The 20,317-nt window shown below is 40.4% G+C and carries 19 protein-coding genes and 1 riboswitch; of the genes, 5 read left to right on the forward strand and 14 right to left on the reverse strand.

From position 1 onward, the window contains the following. Positions 1-31 precede the first annotated feature (31 nt). Positions 32-805, reverse strand: coding sequence for an SDR family NAD(P)-dependent oxidoreductase (locus tag PGLA_RS00460; RefSeq protein WP_068527221.1), 774 nt, complete (start codon positions 803-805; stop codon positions 32-34). A 92-nt stretch (positions 806-897) separates the two neighbouring features. Then, positions 898-1,356: a chemotaxis protein CheX gene (locus tag PGLA_RS00465; protein WP_068527223.1), complete on the reverse strand. Its 459-nt coding sequence runs from the start codon at positions 1,354-1,356 to the stop codon at positions 898-900. 376 nt (positions 1,357-1,732) lie between these two features. Here PGLA_RS00465 and PGLA_RS00470 point away from each other — a divergent pair, with 376 nt between their 5' ends. Further along, positions 1,733-2,638: a LysR family transcriptional regulator gene (locus PGLA_RS00470; RefSeq protein WP_068527225.1), complete on the forward strand. Its 906-nt coding sequence runs from the start codon at positions 1,733-1,735 to the stop codon at positions 2,636-2,638. Between the two features lie 24 nt (positions 2,639-2,662). After that, positions 2,663-3,472 (forward strand): histidinol-phosphatase, encoded by an 810-nt coding sequence (locus PGLA_RS00475; RefSeq protein ID WP_068527227.1) that lies wholly within the window; start codon positions 2,663-2,665, stop codon positions 3,470-3,472. 147 nt (positions 3,473-3,619) lie between these two features. On the opposite strand, the gene PGLA_RS00480 is transcribed toward PGLA_RS00475, so the two are convergent. From PGLA_RS00480 to PGLA_RS00505, 6 genes are all read right to left on the reverse strand, one after another. Then, positions 3,620-4,183, reverse strand: coding sequence for a GNAT family N-acetyltransferase (locus PGLA_RS00480; protein ID WP_068527229.1), 564 nt, complete (start codon positions 4,181-4,183; stop codon positions 3,620-3,622). A 12-nt stretch (positions 4,184-4,195) separates the two neighbouring features. Continuing rightward, positions 4,196-5,035 carry a metallophosphoesterase gene (locus tag PGLA_RS00485; protein ID WP_245699644.1) on the reverse strand — a complete coding sequence of 280 codons (840 nt, stop codon included), beginning with the start codon at positions 5,033-5,035 and terminating at the stop codon, positions 4,196-4,198. A 40-nt stretch (positions 5,036-5,075) separates the two neighbouring features. Continuing rightward, positions 5,076-5,858: a DUF3891 family protein gene (locus PGLA_RS00490; RefSeq protein WP_068527230.1), complete on the reverse strand. Its 783-nt coding sequence runs from the start codon at positions 5,856-5,858 to the stop codon at positions 5,076-5,078. 143 nt (positions 5,859-6,001) lie between these two features. Beyond that, positions 6,002-6,766: a succinate dehydrogenase iron-sulfur subunit gene (gene sdhB, locus PGLA_RS00495; protein ID WP_068527233.1), complete on the reverse strand. Its 765-nt coding sequence runs from the start codon at positions 6,764-6,766 to the stop codon at positions 6,002-6,004. Between the two features lie 86 nt (positions 6,767-6,852). Next, the gene (gene sdhA / locus PGLA_RS00500; protein WP_068527235.1) at positions 6,853-8,595 is read right to left on the reverse strand and encodes a succinate dehydrogenase flavoprotein subunit; all 1,743 of its coding nucleotides are present in this window, start codon (positions 8,593-8,595) and stop codon (positions 6,853-6,855) included. A gap of 12 nt (positions 8,596-8,607) precedes the next feature. Beyond that, positions 8,608-9,276 (reverse strand): succinate dehydrogenase cytochrome b558 subunit, encoded by a 669-nt coding sequence (locus PGLA_RS00505; RefSeq protein WP_068527237.1) that lies wholly within the window; start codon positions 9,274-9,276, stop codon positions 8,608-8,610. 245 nt (positions 9,277-9,521) lie between these two features. Here PGLA_RS00505 and PGLA_RS00510 point away from each other — a divergent pair, with 245 nt between their 5' ends. After that, a complete protein-coding gene (locus PGLA_RS00510; protein WP_068527238.1) occupies positions 9,522-10,427 on the forward strand; it encodes a LysR family transcriptional regulator in 906 nt (301 codons plus the stop codon). 87 nt (positions 10,428-10,514) lie between these two features. Here PGLA_RS00510 and PGLA_RS00515 read toward each other — a convergent pair whose 3' ends face one another. Both PGLA_RS00515 and PGLA_RS00520 read right to left on the reverse strand, forming a co-directional pair. Continuing rightward, positions 10,515-11,183 (reverse strand): potassium channel family protein, encoded by a 669-nt coding sequence (locus PGLA_RS00515; protein ID WP_068527240.1) that lies wholly within the window; start codon positions 11,181-11,183, stop codon positions 10,515-10,517. Between the two features lie 39 nt (positions 11,184-11,222). Then, positions 11,223-12,512, reverse strand: a complete 1,290-nt coding sequence (locus PGLA_RS00520; RefSeq protein ID WP_068528314.1) for a TrkH family potassium uptake protein — start codon at positions 12,510-12,512, stop codon at positions 11,223-11,225. Between the two features lie 203 nt (positions 12,513-12,715). Continuing rightward, positions 12,716-12,856: riboswitch (cyclic di-AMP (ydaO/yuaA leader) on the reverse strand. Positions 12,857-13,100: 244 nt separating this feature from the next. Here PGLA_RS00520 and PGLA_RS00525 point away from each other — a divergent pair. Continuing rightward, complete coding sequence (locus tag PGLA_RS00525; protein WP_068527243.1) at positions 13,101-14,750, forward strand: CPBP family intramembrane glutamic endopeptidase; 1,650 nt, start codon at positions 13,101-13,103, stop codon at positions 14,748-14,750. Here the strand turns inward: PGLA_RS00525 and uvrC are convergent. Both uvrC and trxA read right to left on the reverse strand, forming a co-directional pair. Further along, positions 14,722-16,728, reverse strand: a complete 2,007-nt coding sequence (gene uvrC / locus PGLA_RS00530; RefSeq protein WP_068527245.1) for an excinuclease ABC subunit UvrC — start codon at positions 16,726-16,728, stop codon at positions 14,722-14,724. The two genes, PGLA_RS00525 and uvrC, sit on opposite strands and share 29 nt — an antisense overlap. A 153-nt stretch (positions 16,729-16,881) precedes the next feature. Then, entirely contained in the window at positions 16,882-17,199 is a 318-nt protein-coding gene (trxA, locus tag PGLA_RS00535) for a thioredoxin (RefSeq protein WP_068527247.1), read from the reverse strand. A 232-nt stretch (positions 17,200-17,431) separates the two neighbouring features. On the opposite strand from trxA, the gene PGLA_RS27245 reads away from it, so the two are divergent. Beyond that, positions 17,432-17,590 (forward strand): YqzM family protein, encoded by a 159-nt coding sequence (locus PGLA_RS27245; RefSeq protein ID WP_139331559.1) that lies wholly within the window; start codon positions 17,432-17,434, stop codon positions 17,588-17,590. Between the two features lie 88 nt (positions 17,591-17,678). Here PGLA_RS27245 and dnaI read toward each other — a convergent pair whose 3' ends face one another. Next, on the reverse strand, positions 17,679-18,632 hold the full coding sequence (gene dnaI, locus PGLA_RS00540) for a primosomal protein DnaI (RefSeq protein ID WP_068527249.1): 954 nt from the start codon (positions 18,630-18,632) through the stop codon (positions 17,679-17,681). Positions 18,633-18,678: 46 nt separating this feature from the next. Continuing rightward, positions 18,679-20,187: a DnaD domain protein gene (locus tag PGLA_RS00545; protein WP_068527251.1), complete on the reverse strand. Its 1,509-nt coding sequence runs from the start codon at positions 20,185-20,187 to the stop codon at positions 18,679-18,681. Between the last annotated feature and the right edge of the window lie 130 nt (positions 20,188-20,317).

Here is a 20,317-nt window from a genome sequence, read left to right on the forward strand (position 1 = left end):
AAAAAACCGGCTCAAGTGAGCCGGTCCACCATTATTTCTTATTCATCATTTTGTACGTTAACTTGTCCGCCAATCGTGGAAATAGTTGATAGAACCGCATACCAATCGCTGCCAATCGCGGAAGATTAATTTCTTCTTGTTTACGCTCAATGAGTCTGACCATCTTACGTGCAACAAGTTCAGGTTTCATGATAAACCAGCTTATATTGGAGACATATTTCCCAGAAGGGTCAGCTAATTCAAAGAATGGCGTGTCTATGGGACCTGGGTTGACCGTAGATACCGTTATTCCGCTCCCTCGTAATTCTTGACGCAGACTATTACTAAATCCATAGACAGCATGTTTAGTCGCCGTGTACGAGGTGGATTGAGCTGTTCCGATTTTAGCCGCCATGGAGGCGACGTTTACAATATGTCCTTCTCCCCGTTCTAGCATATAAGGAAGTACTACCTTCGTACATCGTACTGTTCCCATATAATTGACATTCATCATTTCGCTGAATTCATCCACAGGCATATCGAGGATAGATTCAAATTTCCCATATCCCGCATTATTCAAAAGAACATCTATTCTTCCGTATTGTTCAATCACTTGATCCATCGCTTGTTCCACTTGTTGCGTTTGCGTCACATCCATCACAATCAGCTTATGCGGACCAGAAATTTGCGTGCTAATCGAATGTAGACGTTCCTCAGAACGTGCCATTAATACAGGAATAGCACCCTGCTCAGATAGGAACCTTGCAGCTAATGCGCCAATTCCACTTGAAGCCCCTGTTATGACAACCACTTTGTCTTTCAGCATGATTTCTTACACCTCCTAACTCAAACTTCGCGTACATCCAGATTTCAAGATGCGAAGTTTGAACTCCTAAGAATGAGCATACCCTCTTTATTCTAAGAAATCATCACTTGAATATCCAGTTCACCAATTCCATCCATTAATAACGGAATGCTGAGTGCTTTTTCAGAGAAAAACTGAGGATCATCTTGTGGACTTACAATTTTAGGCGGTGTAATATCAACGTTAACTCCTTGATTATAAAGAATCGTACTGGCATTTCCACTGATCATGTTACTCAGCTCAGATATCGCACTTTTACCCATTTCATCCATTTCGGTTAAAACAAATCCGCCCATCATCGCGGATACAATTTTTAATGCAACCGTCTCTTTCAGCCCGAACACAACATTTCCTGATAACTGCCCTGTCATACCCACTTGAATCCATATATCATCTTTAACAACTTCGATATTTTTAATCCCTAAATCACCTGTAGAAGGTGATACGCTAATAACTTGTTCAATAACGATCCTTGCGGACTCTAGAAAAGGATTAATTATTTCCGCTTTCATATCAAAATGCCCCTTTGCACTAGTCTGTTGGTAATGCACCAAAAGTCCCGATTATCGTTAGAATAATTATACTTAAAACCTAGCAATAATACATCAAATATTATATATAAATCTCACTTCATGGTCCTAACAACCTATTTCATATAAGATAATGGTATCTCCATGTATTCATTTATACGCTTTAACTTATTGAAATCAGAAATCCACTTCTTATTTATCGGTCTCTAAGCCCATTTTTTGAAGGTTAGTAGACATATTATATAAAGAATATGTATTGACTTTCATTGCTCTAGCCTAACGTATCATCTATAATTTTAATTAATAAGTATTTGAACGAAGTCATAGAAATATAAGAACTATCATGAGGAGGGATGGCGTGAACATCAGTCAGTTAGAAACACTTGTAACCATTTCAAAGACTATGAGTTTTCGAAAAGCAGGAGAATTACTCAATCTTACGCAGCCTGCTGTATCAGCTCAGATCAAAAGCCTAGAGGACGAGTTTAATACTGTGCTTGTGGACCGCAACCAGCCTGTGACATTAACGGATCGTGGTGAAGTGTTCCTCGAACATTCGAAGCGTATGCTATCTATCGTAGAAGAACTAAAGCAACGCCTCTCGGATTTAAGTCAAATTCCTCAAGGACATATCGTCCTTGGAACAACTACTTCTATAGCCATACAAATCTTACCTCGTATATTATTTTATTTTCAAGATCAATTCCCACTTATCAAAACGACAATTCAGTCTATGGCATCCTCTCAAATCTACAATAGCGTAGAAAATGGACAGATCGATGTGGGGATCGGATATCTCATTGAACGTAACCCGAACTTAATGAATTCCGTGCTTTACTATGACACTTTTGAACTCGTTGTTTCTCCCAGACACCCTCTTTGCACCCAGAATCCAGTCCCATCAATCGAAGCATTACGAGATCTACCACTTATTTTGCTTACTCAGGATACAGTTGGACGAAAATTTGTTGATGAAATCTTTAAAAAGCACAAAATCACACCTAACGTAGTTATGGAACTCTCAAGTAGTGAAGAAATAAAACGAATGGTGGAAATGAACCTCGGTGCTGCTATTATCTCCAAATTATCTGTTGGAAGAGAGCTCCGTCTGGGTACACTAAAAATAATTCCACTTTTCGAGCTTGAGGTCACGCATCCCGTGGGTGTCATTTATAAATCAGGGAGATATCTAAACTCTGCCATGCAGCAATTCCTGAGTGATCTCAAAGGAATGCCTGAAACCCAATTTATAAGTTCTGAATAATTGAAATAAGGAGTGTACTAACCATTGAAATTTGACATTCACACGCACCATTATCGTTGCGGACATGCCGATGGAAATATCCGTGATTACATCGAATCCGCAATCTCTGCTGGACTTCAGGTTATAGGCATCTCCGATCACACCCCTTACTTTGGTAGAGAAGAAAATCAGGCATTTCCGCTTATTTCAATGGGGAAGTCTGAACTAGGAAATTATGTGCAAGAGGTGCTGCAACTCAAAGCAGAATATGCGGGAACCATCGATGTATTGCTAGGTATAGAATCTGATTTTTTTCCACAACATGCTGAAATTTACAGAGATACGTTATCTAAGTATCCCTTCGATTACATTATTGGGTCTATACATCAAGTGTACGACGTCAGCATATTTAACAAGAATCGTTGGAAAAAATTAACCCCTGAACAGCATATTGCCGTCAAAAAAGAATACTACCGTCTAATTCAAGATTCTGCGAGAAGTGGAGGTTTCCAAATACTTGGACACCTCGATGCCATGAAAGGAAATTATCCTGCCTTTTCAGACATTCCTGCGGTTGAAGTCATTGATGAGACGCTGCAGGTCATATCTGAGTGTGGGGTTGCTATTGAGATCAACACGTCAGGTAAGACGAAGCTAAGCGGTGGATGGTATCCATCGGATAGTATATTGGAGAGAGCACTCCATTATGGCGTGGATGTCACTTTTGGGTCTGATGCCCATACTCCTAGTCGTGTAGGAGACGAATTGTCAGAAGTCAGCTCAAGGCTCAGAGAAATCGGCTTTAAAGAATGGGTATATTATAAACAGCAACGCAAAGTAATTGTTCCCCTTTGAACAATAGAAGACAAAAAAATGGACCCGTTATCAACGGGTCCTAATTTATTATTCAAAAGGGGGGTTATGTAATAAGTATAACCTCGATCTGTTAGAGTTTCGTAACAGCTATATTTCATTTGTGTAACAATACTAGATCACCTTGCTTTAGCTTTGTCTATAAGATGCTTCGCTCAGACCATATACATGGATTTCATTAGAAAGGTTTCGTGCGCCATACCTTGCAGGTAATGTTCGTATCCATAATAAACCGTTTTTGGTCATTACTTTTTCTGAAGCGATATTATTCTTATAACATCTTCCCTCAACTTGAAGAAGTCCAAGCTCAGTGAAACCGAATTCCAATAGAAGCCTCAATGCCTCCGTCGCTAATCCCTGATTCCAGTATGTTCGATCAAGCATGTATCCTATTGTTGCCTTCGCTTGAACTCTACTCCAGTGCTGAAAAGATATTAATCCTATGAGTTCATTGGCTTTCCTTAACCATATCCCGAAATGAATAAAGTTCTCTAATTCACGACTTAAGATTTGATTGAGCATCCTCTTAGAACCAAAATAAGAATGATCCATATCAAAAGTTGCACAATCTATCGTTTGTAGAGTAGAGAGAATATGCTCCAACCGTTTCCCATCTACCTTCTCAATTTGTTTAAGTTGCACTCGTTCTCCTACTAGTATAGAAGAGTTCATAAACTCACGATTATCGAACATCCTTTTCCCTCATCATATACCCGACTTCTTAAACGTAAATACCGTAAGTTCTGGTCTACATAGGAATCTTATAGGTAGTTGTGTTACTCCAACGCCTCGGTTTACATATAATTGCATTCCATTGGGTTCAAGACTATAGAGGCCCTGAATATAACGTTTGGAGCCAATAGGAGTAGTAACCGCACCCAAGAAAGGGAGACGGACCTGCCCTCCATGGCTATGTCCTGATAATTGAATATCAAATGGATACAACGCCGTAGTATCTGCATAATCGGGTTCATGTACCAGTAGTAGGGAGAATGTTCCTTCAGGAACACCCATCAGTGCCTTATTTGGATCAGGTATTCCCCTTAAAAGATCCTCCAATCCCACGATTGCAATCATACTTTCTTGTCTTCTCAAGATCACATTGGAATTCTGAAGCACAACGAAACCTGAAGCTTTCAGCATCCGAATCACTTCATCTGGGTCTCCCCAATGATCATGATTCCCTAAAATCGCAAACTTCCCCATTGGCGCTTTAAGAGAAGCTAAATAAGGGACAGCTTGGGCCAATGGCTCCGCACTATTGTCTACGATATCTCCAGTAAGACAGATAACATCTGGAGATTGATTCATGATAGATTCCATCAAATTCTTAAAATCCGACTCATAAGAATGAAATCCCAAATGAACATCACTGAACTGGACAACCTTCAACCCATCAAAAGCTGATGGTAACCTCGCGAATTCAAGCTCAAGTGATTCAATCGAGAGATGTCTAGGCTCCCACAACCAGGCATAACCACCTGAAAGCAATCCTGCACCTATCACTGTTGATACACTTGAACGGAGAAATTGTCTTCTCGTCATCTTCAAATTTCCCCAAGCCCTCCAATATTATAAGGTTTGACTACTTAGCCTGAATGTGAAAAGAATAATGGGTTTCTTTCGTAGTATAATAAGCTTCCGTGATCCCCATCTTATCAATATCCTTCTTCGATACGATTCGACATGTCAGTTCAACAGTTAATTCTCTATCAAAAGGAAACGGCGATAGTTCTACTGTGTTTGAATTCCTCCAATATGCCTGAATGATCTCACCTTCTGTACAATCGAAATTCTCAGACACAGGAAAACCATCACGCCACCATGGAAATTCATGTTCTTTATCTACTCCTGGCTCATTTAAACATAAATATAACGATAAATCATCACAAAACTTCAATACGTGAAGATCATAAATAAGTTCATTGTTGTCTGTTAAATCTGTTATTCCTAACTCTATTTGTATACGCTTTCTACGTTCTTGCTCCTGCTCCATATATTTCGTAAGTATTGGGTGTTCGAAATTCGCTTGTACCAACAACCTCTCGAAATGCATGCTACATAATAGCGCTGCATATGGGCTATTCAACTGAATCTCGTCCAATCCTTTACTGTAGAAAGTCAACTTCACAGCTACAGGGAAGTCCATAAATGTATATGGTGTATCTTGAGTATCATTCCAAAATGGATTGTCATCCAAATATATCCAACCTCTATCATGGTCTTTCACTGCATACAAGGCTTCTTCCCAGCGCTTACCATTTCGAAATCTGGTCGAATTAATTACTTCAGCAAATTCTCCTGCTAGTAACCCATGCTTGTGCTGATCAAACATGACCCAGTCCTCTTCACGTTCTCTGCAAATCATATGTATTCCTCCTAAAGATTAAGATTAACCACGTGCTTCCTCTATTATAACCGCCCTTATCAACGAACAACACCTCTATGAATCTCACACGTGTGATATTCGTAGAGGTGCTCGTATTAATCGAACTATAATTATAGCTACAATTAGACGCCTAACCAACGCTTAAACATATGCTTGGTTGTGTCCTTATTCATTTCAGCGATAGAGGTCGTGAGTGGAATTCCCTTTGGACAAGAACGGACACAGTTTTGTGAGTTACCACATCCATCAATACCACCGTCCTCCATTAACATCTCTAGACGTTCATCCGCATTCATATCGCCTGTAGGATGGGCATTAAAGAGCCTAACTTGAGAAATAGCTGCAGGACCAATGAAATCTGTCTTCTCATTTACGTTAGGACAAGCTTCGAGGCATACACCACAAGTCATACACTTAGACAATTCATACGCCCATTGCCGTTTCTTCTCAGGCATACGTGGTCCAGGTCCCAAATCATACGTACCATCGATCGGAATCCATGCTTTCACACGTTTGAGTGCCTTAAACATCCGAGAACGATCGATCACAAGATCACGTACCACAGGGAATGTACTCATCGGTTGTAATCGTATGGGTTGCTCCAAATTCTCAATGAGTGCTGCACAAGCCTGACGAGGTTTACCGTTAATAACCATCGAGCAGGCACCACACACTTCTTCCAAGCAATTGGAATCCCAACACACGGGAGCAATACCCTTTCCTTCACTTGTTACCGGATTACGTTGAATTTCCATTAGTGAACTAATGACGTTCATATTAGGACGATATGGAATTTCAAATTCCTCTGTATAAGGCTTGGAATCCGGCGCATCCTGACGGGTAATAATAAACTTAACATTTTTCTTTAGTGCAGATGTTTCCGCCATATTAATTCCTCCCATAAGTTTTTGAGCGCCACTATTCTGATATACTCCGCAATACATACATCAGAAACATCAACGATTGGATTGGATTACTTTTCTTTCGAATAGTCACGAATACGTGGTGGGATCAAACTTACATCAATCTCATCATATGAGATTTGTGGACCCTCAGGCGTCCACTTCGCTTTCGTTGTCTTCAGGAACTGTTCGTCATTACGCTCAGGATAATCTGGCTTATAGTGTGCTCCACGGCTCTCATTACGTAACAAGGCCCCTAAAGTCATCGCGTGAGCTAACTCCAACATATTCCATAGTTGTCGGGTAAACGCAACACTTGGATTGTTCCATTCCGATTTATCGATCATATTAATGTTCTGGTAACGTTGTTTCAATTCTTTAATTTTCTCTATTGTCGCTTCAAGCTTGTCATTATAACGTACAACAGTCATGTTATTCGTCATCCACTCGCCTAGCTCTTTATGCAGAACATACGCATTCTCAGTTCCGTTCATGGCTAAAAGATTCTCGTATTTGTCTGTCTGCTCTTTCTTATAGCGATCAAAAACAGTTGAAGGTACGTCTTCGGCTTTCTTCTTAAGACCTTTAACATATTCGACTGCTTTAGGTCCAGAAACCATACCACCATATATTGCAGATACGAGAGAGTTAGCTCCCAATCGGTTCGCACCATGATATTGATATTCGCACTCCCCGGCTGCAAATAGCCCAGGAATGTTCGTCATTTGATTGTAGTCAACCCATATACCACCCATCGAATAGTGGACAGCCGGGAATATTTTCATTGGGATTTTCCGAGGATCATCACCCATGAACTTCTCATAAATCTCAATAATACCGCCTAATTTAACATCTAGTTCTTTCGGATCCTTATGGGAAAGGTCAAGATACACCATGTTCTCTCCATTTACCCCAAGACCCATGTTCACACATACATCGAATATTTCCCGAGTTGCAATATCACGCGGTACTAAATTCCCATAGGCAGGATATTTCTCTTCGAGGAAATACCACGGTTTGCCATCCTTATACGTCCAGATGCGTCCGCCTTCCCCACGTGCAGATTCTGACATCAAGCGAAGCTTGTCATCTCCAGGGATAGCCGTTGGATGAATTTGAATGAACTCACCATTCGCATAATGTGCCCCTTGCTGATAAACAGCACTTGCTGCAGTACCCGTATTAATCACAGAGTTCGTTGTCTTACCGAAGATAATACCTGGGCCCCCACTAGCTAATATAACCGCATCAGCTACAAAGGTCTCAATTACCATACTTTTCAGATCTTGTGCACAAATTCCCCGACACACGCCTTCATCGTCAATAATAGCGGATAGAAATTCCCAATTCTCCCGTTTCGTTACTAACCCCTCTGCTTCATACCGCCGAACTTGCTCATCTAGTGCATATAATAATTGTTGTCCTGTTGTCGCACCAGCAAAGGCTGTTCTATGATATTTCGTTCCCCCAAAGCGGCGAAAATCAAGCAATCCTTCCGGTGTACGATTGAACATAACGCCCATTCGGTCCATCAGATGAATAATACCAGGAGCTGCATCACACATCGCTTTAACAGGAGGTTGATTCGCTAGAAAATCCCCACCGTAGACAGTATCATCGAAATGTTCCCAAGGAGAATCTCCTTCACCTTTCGTATTAACGGCTCCGTTAATACCACCTTGTGCACATACGGAGTGAGATCTCTTTACTGGAACTAATGAGAATAAGTTAACATGAGTACCCGATTCCGCTGCTTTGATGGTCGCCATCAATCCAGCCAAACCGCCACCCACAATAATAATATTGGTTGTCATTTAGGTCACCCCTTAACTTAAGACTGTCTTTAATGAATCTATAACGTTCAATGCTGTAGCGAACTCAACATTTCGGAAAGCAATAAGTGATAGTACAAACAGTACCGATACGACTGCGAATAATCCCATACACATGATTGAAGATACGCGTTGCGCACGAGGACCTACGGTAATTCCCCAGCTTACAAGGAAAGACCAAATACCATTGGAGAAATGAAATGCTGTTGAAATAATACCTACTAAATATAATGTGAACGTTAGTGGATTCATTACGACCGCATGAATGATACCACCTAATTCTTCATGTGTAACATTTCCAAGAGCTACTTGAACGCGAGTCTCGAATACATGCCAAATAATGAACATGAATGTAATGACACCTGAAATACGTTGAAACAAGAACCGCCAGTTGCGTTCATAGTTATACGACCCCGTATTCGGTTTTGATTGATAGGCAATATACAGTCCAAATACACCATGGTAAAGCAGCGGCAGCCAAATGAGTAGCAACTCCATAAAGAATACGAGTGGCAGGTTATTTAGAAATGCTACCCCTTCATTAAATTTGGCAAGTCCTCCTTCAAATGCACCAAAGTTCGTCACCAAATGCTCCAATATAAAGAAGCTTAGCGGGATCACTCCGAGTAGCGAATGAATCTTTCTAGCATAATAACCCTTCATAAAATGACTATTCCCCTTTCCCAATAACAGCGTTTTCAATTTTTGTTGTAAAAAAATCCTATTAGGGCGTGATAAATGCCGCAGAATTCGACTGATTTATCCACATATCTTGAAATTATGTGAACAACTTGTGGCACTTTTCATGTTACTCCTTTTTATCTTATAATGGAATTGCAATATAATTATTATCTGTTATAACTTAAACACATATGTAGAATATATAAAGAGATTAGTGGAGGTGTAACATGTTTGAATCCTTAGATGTATTCGCAATCGTTGTTGAGCAATCAAGTCTCAATAAAGCTTCTAAGCTACTGAACCTTTCTCAACCTGCTCTATCACGAAAAATTGCCAAACTTGAGAACGACTTAGGTGTAAGTCTTTTCCATCGTCGTGGAAAGCGATTAGAGTTAACCTCCATCGGGCATTTAACATATACCTTTGCCCTAGAACAGAACAAGCATCAACAACAATTTCTAAGGACGTTATCGCAGCATAAGGACGGGAGTCAAATCTCAGTCACTCTGGGCGCTAGCCTGACTACACTACAAACAACTCTTCCTCCACTCATTAATACTTTCATGGAAAGACATCCTACTGCAGAAATCAAACTTGTAACGGGTAGAACCCATGAAATCGTATCTGCACTCCGTGAGAAGAAAATTGATGTTGGAATCGTTGCTTCTTCCATCTACGAACGAGGCTTAAACTGTATCCCTTTATTTGAGGATCATTTAGAACTCGTGTTGCCTATACATCATCCTCTTGCCGAATCCAAGAACGTCAATATGAAGCATTTACACGGATTACCAATGATTATTTTCTCAAGTGGGACATGGTACCGCAAGCTGACAGATGAATTGTTTCAAAGCTCAGGAATACTGCCTGATATTCGGATGGAGATTGACTCTTTCGAAGCCATTGTTCGTTTATTGCCCACTTGTAATGCCGTAACATTATTACCCAAATCTTACTTACACAAACAACTCCTTGATGACAACGAGCTAACGGTTAAACATATCCCTGATCTCAAAGAGACGAGACGTACGACATCCTTAATCTATGGTGAATATACGGAGTTAAGTAAGGCTGCTCGACAATGGATTGAAGAGACAGAATCCTTATTCAAAAGCTTAGACCTACAATTATAAGGCCCGACAAAACCGATATAGCCCGGAAAACCTGTACTGAAGGTTTCCGAGCTATATCGGTTTGCATCTAAGTATGTTCTATATCATTTAATTGTCATGCATCACTTCATTCTCAAACTGTTCAATATTAGCATTAGATCCAATAAGGACCATGATATCACCCATTCGAACCTGATCCATTCCTGTAGGGGCTATTATGATTCCCGCTGTTCTGTGTAAAGCTACGATACTACATCCAAATCTCGAACGCGTATTAATCTCTGTTAGTGTCTTGCCATCAAGACACATAGGTACTTTCATCTCTACTATGCTGTAGTCTTCAGAAAGCTCAATATAATCCAGCAAATTCGGAGTTACCAGTTGATGTGCAACTCGAATGCCCATATCTCGCTCAGGGTACACCACACGGTCTACTCCTAGCTTCTCAAGAGCTCTACCATGTAGAACAGAGATCGCTTTGGCGATGACTGTAGATACGCCTAAATCCTTTAACAGTATGGTTGCAAGAATACTTGTCTGTATATCCTCTCCGATAGCTACAATACCACAATCGAAATTACGAACACCAAGCGATTTCAACACTTCTTCATCTGAAGCATCTGCTACAACTGCATAAGTGAGCAAATCGCTCATATCACTTACAATCTCTTCATTTCGATCGATGCCTAATACTTCATAATTCAATGCCATAAGTTCTAGTGCTATCGACGATCCAAAACGCCCCAAGCCAATAACAACAAATTGCTGTTTCTTCATTCCTCTTCCAGTACTCCTTCATCCATCTCAATTTCTTTACTATCCAATAATAATTTTACCTTCCGGATGACGATATAACTCTTTGCCCTTTTTCGGTCCAAGAGCGTAAGCCATGGTAAGCGGTCCTAGACGACCCGCAAACATCATAAGGCTAATGAGTATTTTTCCTATAAGACTGAGTTTCGTTGTTAATCCCATGGTTAACCCTACCGTAGCGAATGCAGACGTTGTCTCATATAAGATCATTAGAAAGCTACTATCTTCTGTCGTCGACAGAATCATTGCTACACTCATGACAAGCAAGAGAGCAATCAACGTAATGGTAAGTGCTTTAAATATACGTTCTTGAGCAAGCCGGTATCGGAACAATACGATGTCATCACGCCCACGTAACATCGAGATAACAGCTCCAATAATGATCGTAAAGGTCGTCGTCTTAATACCGCCTCCCGTGGATCCTGGAGATGCACCAATGAACATAAGTATAATGATGAAAAATTGAGATGCTTGCCTCATACCTCCCAAATCAAGCGTGTTAGCTCCAGCAGTCCTAGGCGTAACGGATTGGAAGAAGGCTCCTAGAATCTTCCCTCCCCAATTCAGCGACCCTAATGTTCTTGGATTGGAATACTCGAATACAAATATAACGACCGCTCCGAACACGATCAGGAATGCTGTCATAGACAGTACGACTTTCGAGTGTAAGGAGATTCTGCGTGTCTTTTTGAAATCGACTAAGTCAGACAGAACAATGAATCCAATCCCTCCAGATACAATAAGGAACATAACTACAAAATTCACAATCGGGTCATATACATAACCTGTAAGGCTGCGGAAATCACCAAAAAGATCGAATCCAGCATTGTTGAACATTGAAATCGCATGAAAAATACCAAAGTATAAAGCTTGCCCAAATGGCATATCCATAGACCATCGTATGGTCAACAGAACGGCTGCTGCACCTTCAATTATTAATGAGAAAAGGAGTACCTTTCGAATCAAGCGTACGATGCCTTCCACTGTGTTCTGGTTCATCGCTTCTTGAAGGAGTAAGCGGTCACGAAGTGAAATTCTACGTTTCAGTATTAAAGCAAATAACGTAGCCATCGTCATAAATCCAAGTCCACCCACTTGAATGAGCATAATTATGACCACTTGTCCGAACGTACTAAAGAATGTTCCCGTATCCTGTACGACCAAGCCAGTAACACATGTTGCTGATGTCGCAGTAAACAAGGCATCAATAAAGGCTAAAGGCTTACCCGTCGTATTAGAGATAGGTAACGTAAGTAATAAAGTTCCTAGCAGTATTATGCTAGCAAATCCCATAACTAGAATTTGTGGAGGAGATAATCTGAACCAGCTAAACTTCCATTTCAACAAGATCACCCCTTTTTAAAAAGTATACGAACGTATGTTACTAACGCTTATATTTCAACGCTAAACGTCACTATTCCGCCAAAAGACGGTACATCCGTTTATACTTGGTCAACGAAAAAAGACACTGGAAATCCAATGCCTCTCGGGTTGGTTCCTGCTAGCATATCGCCTACGAGGTTAGCTGACGGATTCGGGTATGCACAGGTTACCCTATTCGTTACATAAACAACGAAATTCACCCCATAAAAAATGGTTCCCCCATATTTCGTATGAAAATTCGGCGCATTATTGAATTGCATTCCGATTATAATCTTTATACAGAAACAGTACAAAGTCTCATTTGGAACAAATGTGTCGATATTTATTGAAAAGTAGCTAAATAATACGTGTCAACCGTGATTCTCTCTCATTATATATAATTATCTTGATATTCATCTTATTTTCGCGTTTTTTATTTACAATTGCTGGATTTAGCATTGAAACCTATGCTATGTTAACGTTACTCATAAAGACCATCAAAATTTAGGAGGAGATTCAATGAATTCTATGGGACATCCTTTGAAGCTCAAAACCAACTATAAGGTTTTAGGTTTACTCGGGACTATCGGTCTGATTCTGTTTATCATTATTCAGGTTTTTCCTATTACAGCATCAGATACATTGGAACAGCAAACCAGAGATATGATCAGTAAGGAACAAGCGCTAGAAGCTGCAACAACATATGCTGAGTCACAACTTCATGTTCATATACTTAGTAATCCTGACACCCTCGTTACATACCAATCTCATTCTGATCTATATGGTTATTTATCTAAAGAGAAACTAATAAAGGAATATAATGCAACCTTTGAGAACAAATATCCTTACGATGTATATCGTGTCCAATTGCAGGAGTCTAATACAGGACCATTTCTAAATATAGATGTACATATGAATACAGGCGAAATCGTAGCCTTTGCACAAGAGAAAGATAAACAATTCGACTTGGTTAAACCTACGAAAGAAACGACAAGTACCACAAATAAGGAAAAACTTGCTGAATTATGGCTCACGAAGTTAGGCTATGATCTAAGTAAACTGGAAATTATGAATAGTGACAACAACACACTTATATATACCGATTCAAATACTACCATCGGTAACTCGGAATTACAGTTTAAGTTCGCGTTTGGCTCAGAACGGATTATATCCTTTCAGCCTTCATTCTCAGTTCCTGCAGAACATACTGCTTATGTTGAAAATGAACGCACCAAAGCCGTCTGGATGACTATGCTAGGATATGGACTTCTAACTTTAGCGCTTGGTGTTCTCGCCATCGTGTATAGTGCGTTGACGAGAAGACATACCTCTTTCGCAAGAGGCATATTCCTAAGCTCCTTTTATTTCATTGTTTCCATGCTGAGCACATTTAACATGTTACCTGCATTGGAAGCCGAAGGGCTAACAGGAATATCCCTAACCTTCGGGCTCATCTTTCAAGGGTTATTCACATTGGTCATGGCAGCGTTATTGTACTTCTCCCTGATCGGTGGAGATGGCTTGTGGAGGAAGGAAGCTGGGCTCAATCCGTGGCCACGTGGCAAAGAAACCGGGTATGGCTCGTATGTTCTTCATAGTATGTTTGTTGGATATTTATGGGCACTTATATTGTTGGGAGCTCAATCGGTCATCTATTTCATACTCGACCTGACGCTCCATAGCTGGTCTACGACAGACGCAAGTCAATCTCCTATTAACATGATTTACCCTTGGATGCTACCGCTATTGGCATGGGTTGCTGGAATATCAGAGGAAGCTGTCTATCGATTATTTGGAATTAAAATGATGAAAAAGATCGTCAAGAACACCTTTGTGGCTTGCCTGATCCCATCGATTATCTGGGCATTCGGTCATACGCTGTATCCTATTTATCCCGTTATTTCACGACCAATAGAGCTTGTAGTGATCGGTCTACTGTTCAGCTTTATATTCCTACGTTATGGCTACATCGCTGTCATGTTCAGCCACGTCGTATTCAATAGCATACTTATGGGTTTCAGCTTATTCACACTGAATGATCCTACTAATATTACAGCCGGCATCCTATCCATGATCATGCCATTCATCGTAGCCTCCGTGATATACCTGTTTTACTCTAGAAAAAAAGAGCAGCCGTATGTTACGACTCCTCCTGAAGTGCTGCAATAATTTGTGAGGCAAGTTTCTCACCAATAGAGAGAGGCCGGAAGTCTTCGACACTGGCCTCTCTTATTTTTTTGAGTGAACCAAAATGCTTCAGCATAAGCTTACGGCGTTTCTCTCCGACCCCTGGTATAGCATCGAGCTGAGAAGTGACCATCGATTTCCCGCGTTGTTCACGGTGGAAGGTGATTGCGAAGCGATGAACTTCCTCTTGAATACGCTGTAATAAATAGAACTCTTGACTATCTCTAGGTAGTGTTATGACCTCTGCTGGATCACCGATCATAAGCTGTGAGGTTCTATGTTTCACATCCTTTACGAGTCCACATACAGGAATAAACAACCCTAACTCATTCTCTAGTACGTCCATCGCCGCAGAAATCTGTCCTTTCCCTCCATCGACAACGATCAGGTCCGGCATATCCAAGTTTTCTTTCAATACACGTTCATAACGTCTGCGAATCACTTCTCGCATCGTATTATAATCATCCGCCCCTACTACGGTACGAATCTTGTACTTTCTATACTCTTTCTTCGCAGGCTTACCATTTATAAATACAATCATTGCTGATACTGGGTTTGTTCCTTGAATATTAGAATTATCAAAAGCCTCAATACGATGTAATGAATGAATACCAATAGCCTCACCTAAATTTGCAGCTGCTATGGATGTACGCTCTTCATCACGTTCTATTAGCCTAAATTTCTCATCAAGTGAAACTCTAGCATTCTCAGCAGCCATACCTACCATCTGTTTCTTCAATCCTCGCTGTGGTACATATACTTTAATACCCAGCCATTGCTCAAGCGCAGAAACAACGTTAGCCGCATCAACACTTCCCGCTAATAGGGAAGAACGCGGATCCTCTTCATCAACAGAAGTTGAATCACTTACAGATGCTTCATTTACATCGACTTCGTCAGCGTTAACTTCTTCAACGGAAACCCCAAATTCATTCTGTTCATTGATGACTTTATCACCTTCTGCGACCTCAATTTCAGGCTCTACCGCATTCAGCTCTGGTAGTAAAATCTCTTGAGGTAGAGCTGGGTTATCACTGTAATACTGTGTAACGAATGTCATAAAGTCACTATAAGCTTCCCCGTAAAATGGAAATACCGAGGCATGCCGCTGAACCATCTTACCCTTACGCATATAGAGTATCTGAACACACATCCAGCCTTTATCGACTGCAAAACCCAGAACATCCCGATCTCTTGTATCCGAAGTCGTAATTTTCTGCTTCTCCATGATGGCATCAATGTTCATGATCTGATCACGAAGTTCTTTAGCCCGTTCGAAATAAAGTTCTTCTGAAGCCTCCAGCATCTTACGTTGAAGCTCCTTCTTAATGACTTCATGCCCTCCACTGAGAAAAGAGCTAATCTCCTGTATAATCTGATCGTAAGATTGTGGTAATACTTCTTTCTCACACGGTGCTAGACACTGCCCCATATGGTAATAAAGGCATACTTCCTTTGGCAACACGCCACATTTACGTAATGGATACATTCGATCCAATAACTTCTTAGTCTGCTGAGCAGCATAAGCGTTTGGGTATGGACCGAAGTACTTTGCCTTATCCTTCAATACGCGTCGTGTCACCTCTAGTCTTGGATGAAGCTCATTCGTAATTTTGATATATGGGAATGTCTTGTCGTCTTTCAACAAAACATTGTATCGTGGTTGATGGCCTTTAATAAGATTACACTCTAAAATAAGTGCCTCCATATTACTCCCAGTTACGATATATTCGAAATCTCGGATATCCGATACGAGCATCTGAGTTTTACCATTATGACTCCCTGTAAAATAAGATCGAACCCGATTCTTAAGTACTTTTGCCTTGCCAACATAAATAATGGTGCCTTCACCATTCTTCATCAAGTAGCATCCAGGGAGGTCTGGCAGTAGGGCTAGCTTATTGCGAATATGATCCTGCGCTTTCTCTTTCTCTAGGATATCTTTAGTCAGATCATCCATTTGATGTCATTACCTCCCCCAGTAAAATGACTATTTTCTATATTATGACGAATGATCAAATCAAGTTCTGTCCGCACTTAACTTGATTTGATCATTCGGCATTTTAATAAAGCGCCCCCGAAAAACCGGAGGCGCTAAAAGTTAACTCACATCTTATTGGTGCTTAGAAAGCATGTTCTTCAGTGCGTCTTTTGAGTTCAATCCAACCACTTTATCAACCGGTTGACCATCTTTAAAGACAATCAATGTTGGAATACTCATTACACCAAAGCGAGATGCTGTTTCTGGATTCTCATCCACATTCACTTTAGCAATCTTTACACTGTCACCTAGTTCGGAAGATAGTTCATCCAAGATAGGAGCAATCATCTTACAAGGACCACACCAAGGCGCCCAAAAATCAACCAAAACCGTTCCTTGGCCTTCCACATCCGTGGTAAAGGACTGATCGGATACATTAACAATTGCCATGATATTTCTCCTCCTTATTTAGGAAAGTTCCATGAATTTAAACTGATACGTCTTTGTGGACAGTTATAAGTATAACACATTCTTATAAGCAATGGAAAATACAAAATCCAATATTATTCAGTTATTCTTTACAAGTTCTTTTAGAATTGAGTATACTTGGGTTAACTCAGGTCTATTTGTCTATGATTATTATCATGCGCAAACCTAAGATCTTTATGAGGAGGAATTAAGGATGGAAGCAAAAGTATATTTAAATGATCCAAGGGAACATGTAAATGAAGAACCCCGCGATGATTTTGGAGATTTAATGCTTGGATTTGGTGGAATGTTCTTATTCTTGGCCGTTCTATTCTTTGGAATGGTTATCATCAAGTTCATTGTCTCCGGTTAATCTTGGATTGTTGATGAAACACCGAAAAGTCTGATCTCCTATCATAGGGGATCAGACTTTTCAAATCTTGATCATGATTAGATCAGGATTAGTGCTTACCACGTTGATTCTCTCCGTGAAGGTTAACCACATCCACGAATGGGGAGATTCGATCCATTAATCGTTGACCCTTATTTCCCTCTTCCCCATCCTTATTCGTGAAGCTGAGGTGCTTCTCAAGCCCTTCAAGTGTGTAATTCGATGTATAGAATGTAGGCTTACGATTCATGCGATAATTCAGGATCGACCCCATAATATGATCGCGTGCCCACGGATTTAAATTCTCTGCACCAATATCGTCAAAAATGAGTAAATCACAATTCTTCATCATTTCCGTACTTTCCTTTAACTTCACATTATCCATCATTAGCGACTTCAAGTCCTCAACGAAATCAGGCATATAGACAATGACCCCAGTAAGTCCTGCGATCGCAAGCTCATGTAACATGTAACTCATAAGAAACGTCTTTCCAGTTCCGAAAGAACCATAAAGATACAATCCACGCGTGGACAGTCCATTTTCCTTCGTCTCACGAATATAGTGAAATACTTGCTGCACTGCTGGGGCACGAAGACGATCCTTGCCCATAATTTCTACTTCTTTATACCCTTCATTCAAAGCGCGCTCATCCACATAGAAGCTACGAATTCGCTTTTTCACCTGATCATCATGTTGTTTAGTCAAATGGAGGGAGCAGGGTGCCTTCCGTTCGTAAATCTCAGCACTCCCATTTACCATCTGTACATCTAACTTGCTGAAGTGACCTTGAAAGTCATTAGGACAATTGGCAAGGCCCGGACAGTTATCACAATTACGCTTGTCTCCAACATACTGATATAGTCGGCTTAGGTTGAGACGTAGCTTAGAATCATCCAATTCAGGATAAAGTGTACGTAACTCCTTGATCAGCGGATGGCTGAACAGTTCATCCTCTATGGCTTGTGACTGTCGCCGGAAAGATGGATTCTTCATCTGCTGAAGTAGTTCTCCTAACGATTCCACGTCTCATTCCCCCCTTTTAAAATGATTATATAATGCCTATTCATACTTAGCCTTGTTTCTTACTAGCTTGAATTTCAGCAGCCATCTTCATCATTTCTTCAAATTCTTCTTCGGATACCACATCACCTTGACTGTTATCCTGAGCAATTGGAATTTCTGGCTTTGATTTAGCTTGCTTACTGTACGTTCGAGTACGCGTTCCGCCAGATGCTGCCGCTTGTTTTCCTTTTACCTTAGACTGATCTTTGATGTATTGTACTGCCTTCTCGTAAGTATTAATCTGCTTCAATAGCATATTAGAAGCAATAGCTTCCACAAAATTTCGGTTGATGCGTTGATCTCCACCTGAAGCCAAGAGTGACATCAAATAATGAATAAGTACATTGATAACTTCACCAGGCAATTTGTAACTGAGGTCAATCTTTTCAAATATATCAATTAAGTTATCTGGTACAGCTCCTGGAAAAAAAGTCTTAAGTAATTTCGTATAAGGTTCGTTCCGGAGCATCATATTATACTGATGAACATCACATTTCGATTTAAACTGTAGCGGAACCTCCACATAGTATTCCATTTGTACTGCATGTTCCAATTGAAGGGATCCTTCTGGATTTTCTTCCCCATGTCGAATGGATATTATTTTACCAGCCAATACTTCACGTTGTTCTTGTCTTTTCTTACCTTGACGGAAGTGTAGGTTGGCTTGATGCTGCAATTCATCTAAGATGATATCCCCTTGGGGCGTAAATATACCATCTTCATCAAGCAGACGACATAAATCTTGTACATTCAGCTCATATTTATTGACAACATAATTCACAATACCCATTTGTTCAAAGTTAAACCTAAGTTTCTCAACGTATTCTCGATTGGCAGATTCTCTAGGAAAACGAAGAATAATATCAGCGTAATTCAGACCATTACTTTCTTCCCCTGATTGCAAACCAGACTGTCTTGTTGTAGATACTTCTGAAAGGGCTTGCTCCAACTCATAATCAATCACATGGGTGTTTAGTTCGAAAATTTCATAAAAGGGAGCTGAAATATTCTCTTTGTTCTGCTTCGCCCCTGACCACTCGTCGGGCTCCTTAATCCATAGTTCCTCTCGCAACGAGAGTACAGCAAATTTACCAATCTTATCACGTAACAAAAGGGTTAAGTGCTGCGTGTTAAAGAATTCCGTCGGAGATAAGGGTGCCGTTAACTCGTACTCATACATGTAATCGTCATTCTCAGGTACATAGATACGACTCGTTTGTAAAAGACCTACCGCTTCAAGCTTTGAAGCTTGCTCGATTAGAAATTTCCGTCCAGTCTCACTTGGTTCCATACCAAGCGTTAAGAAAAGACGGCGTTGTTGTTCTATTCTAGAATAACCAATTTTCTCTATAGGAAGTTGTTGAAACAACAGATGATAGAAGCTTATAGCGAATGCACCGACCATGGGTTGATAGATACTATGGAGCATTCTGTTATCAAGACTGCTTAAGCAGAATTCGCGATAAACGCAGTATTGATGGTTCTCTGTATAATGTAGAAGACTCTTTATGCGCATCATTTACCTCCCATCGTTTACAATGACTCCTTCTATTCTATCATAATTCTCATAGTCCGTTCGACGTATTTCGTGTTTATATCGCATGTATTTATAACCAGCTGGTCATGATATGGGCTGCTGTGTAGAC

This window comes from Paenibacillus glacialis (assembly GCF_001637205.1).
Classification (GTDB): Bacteria; Bacillota; Bacilli; order Paenibacillales; family Paenibacillaceae; genus Paenibacillus_AQ; species Paenibacillus_AQ glacialis.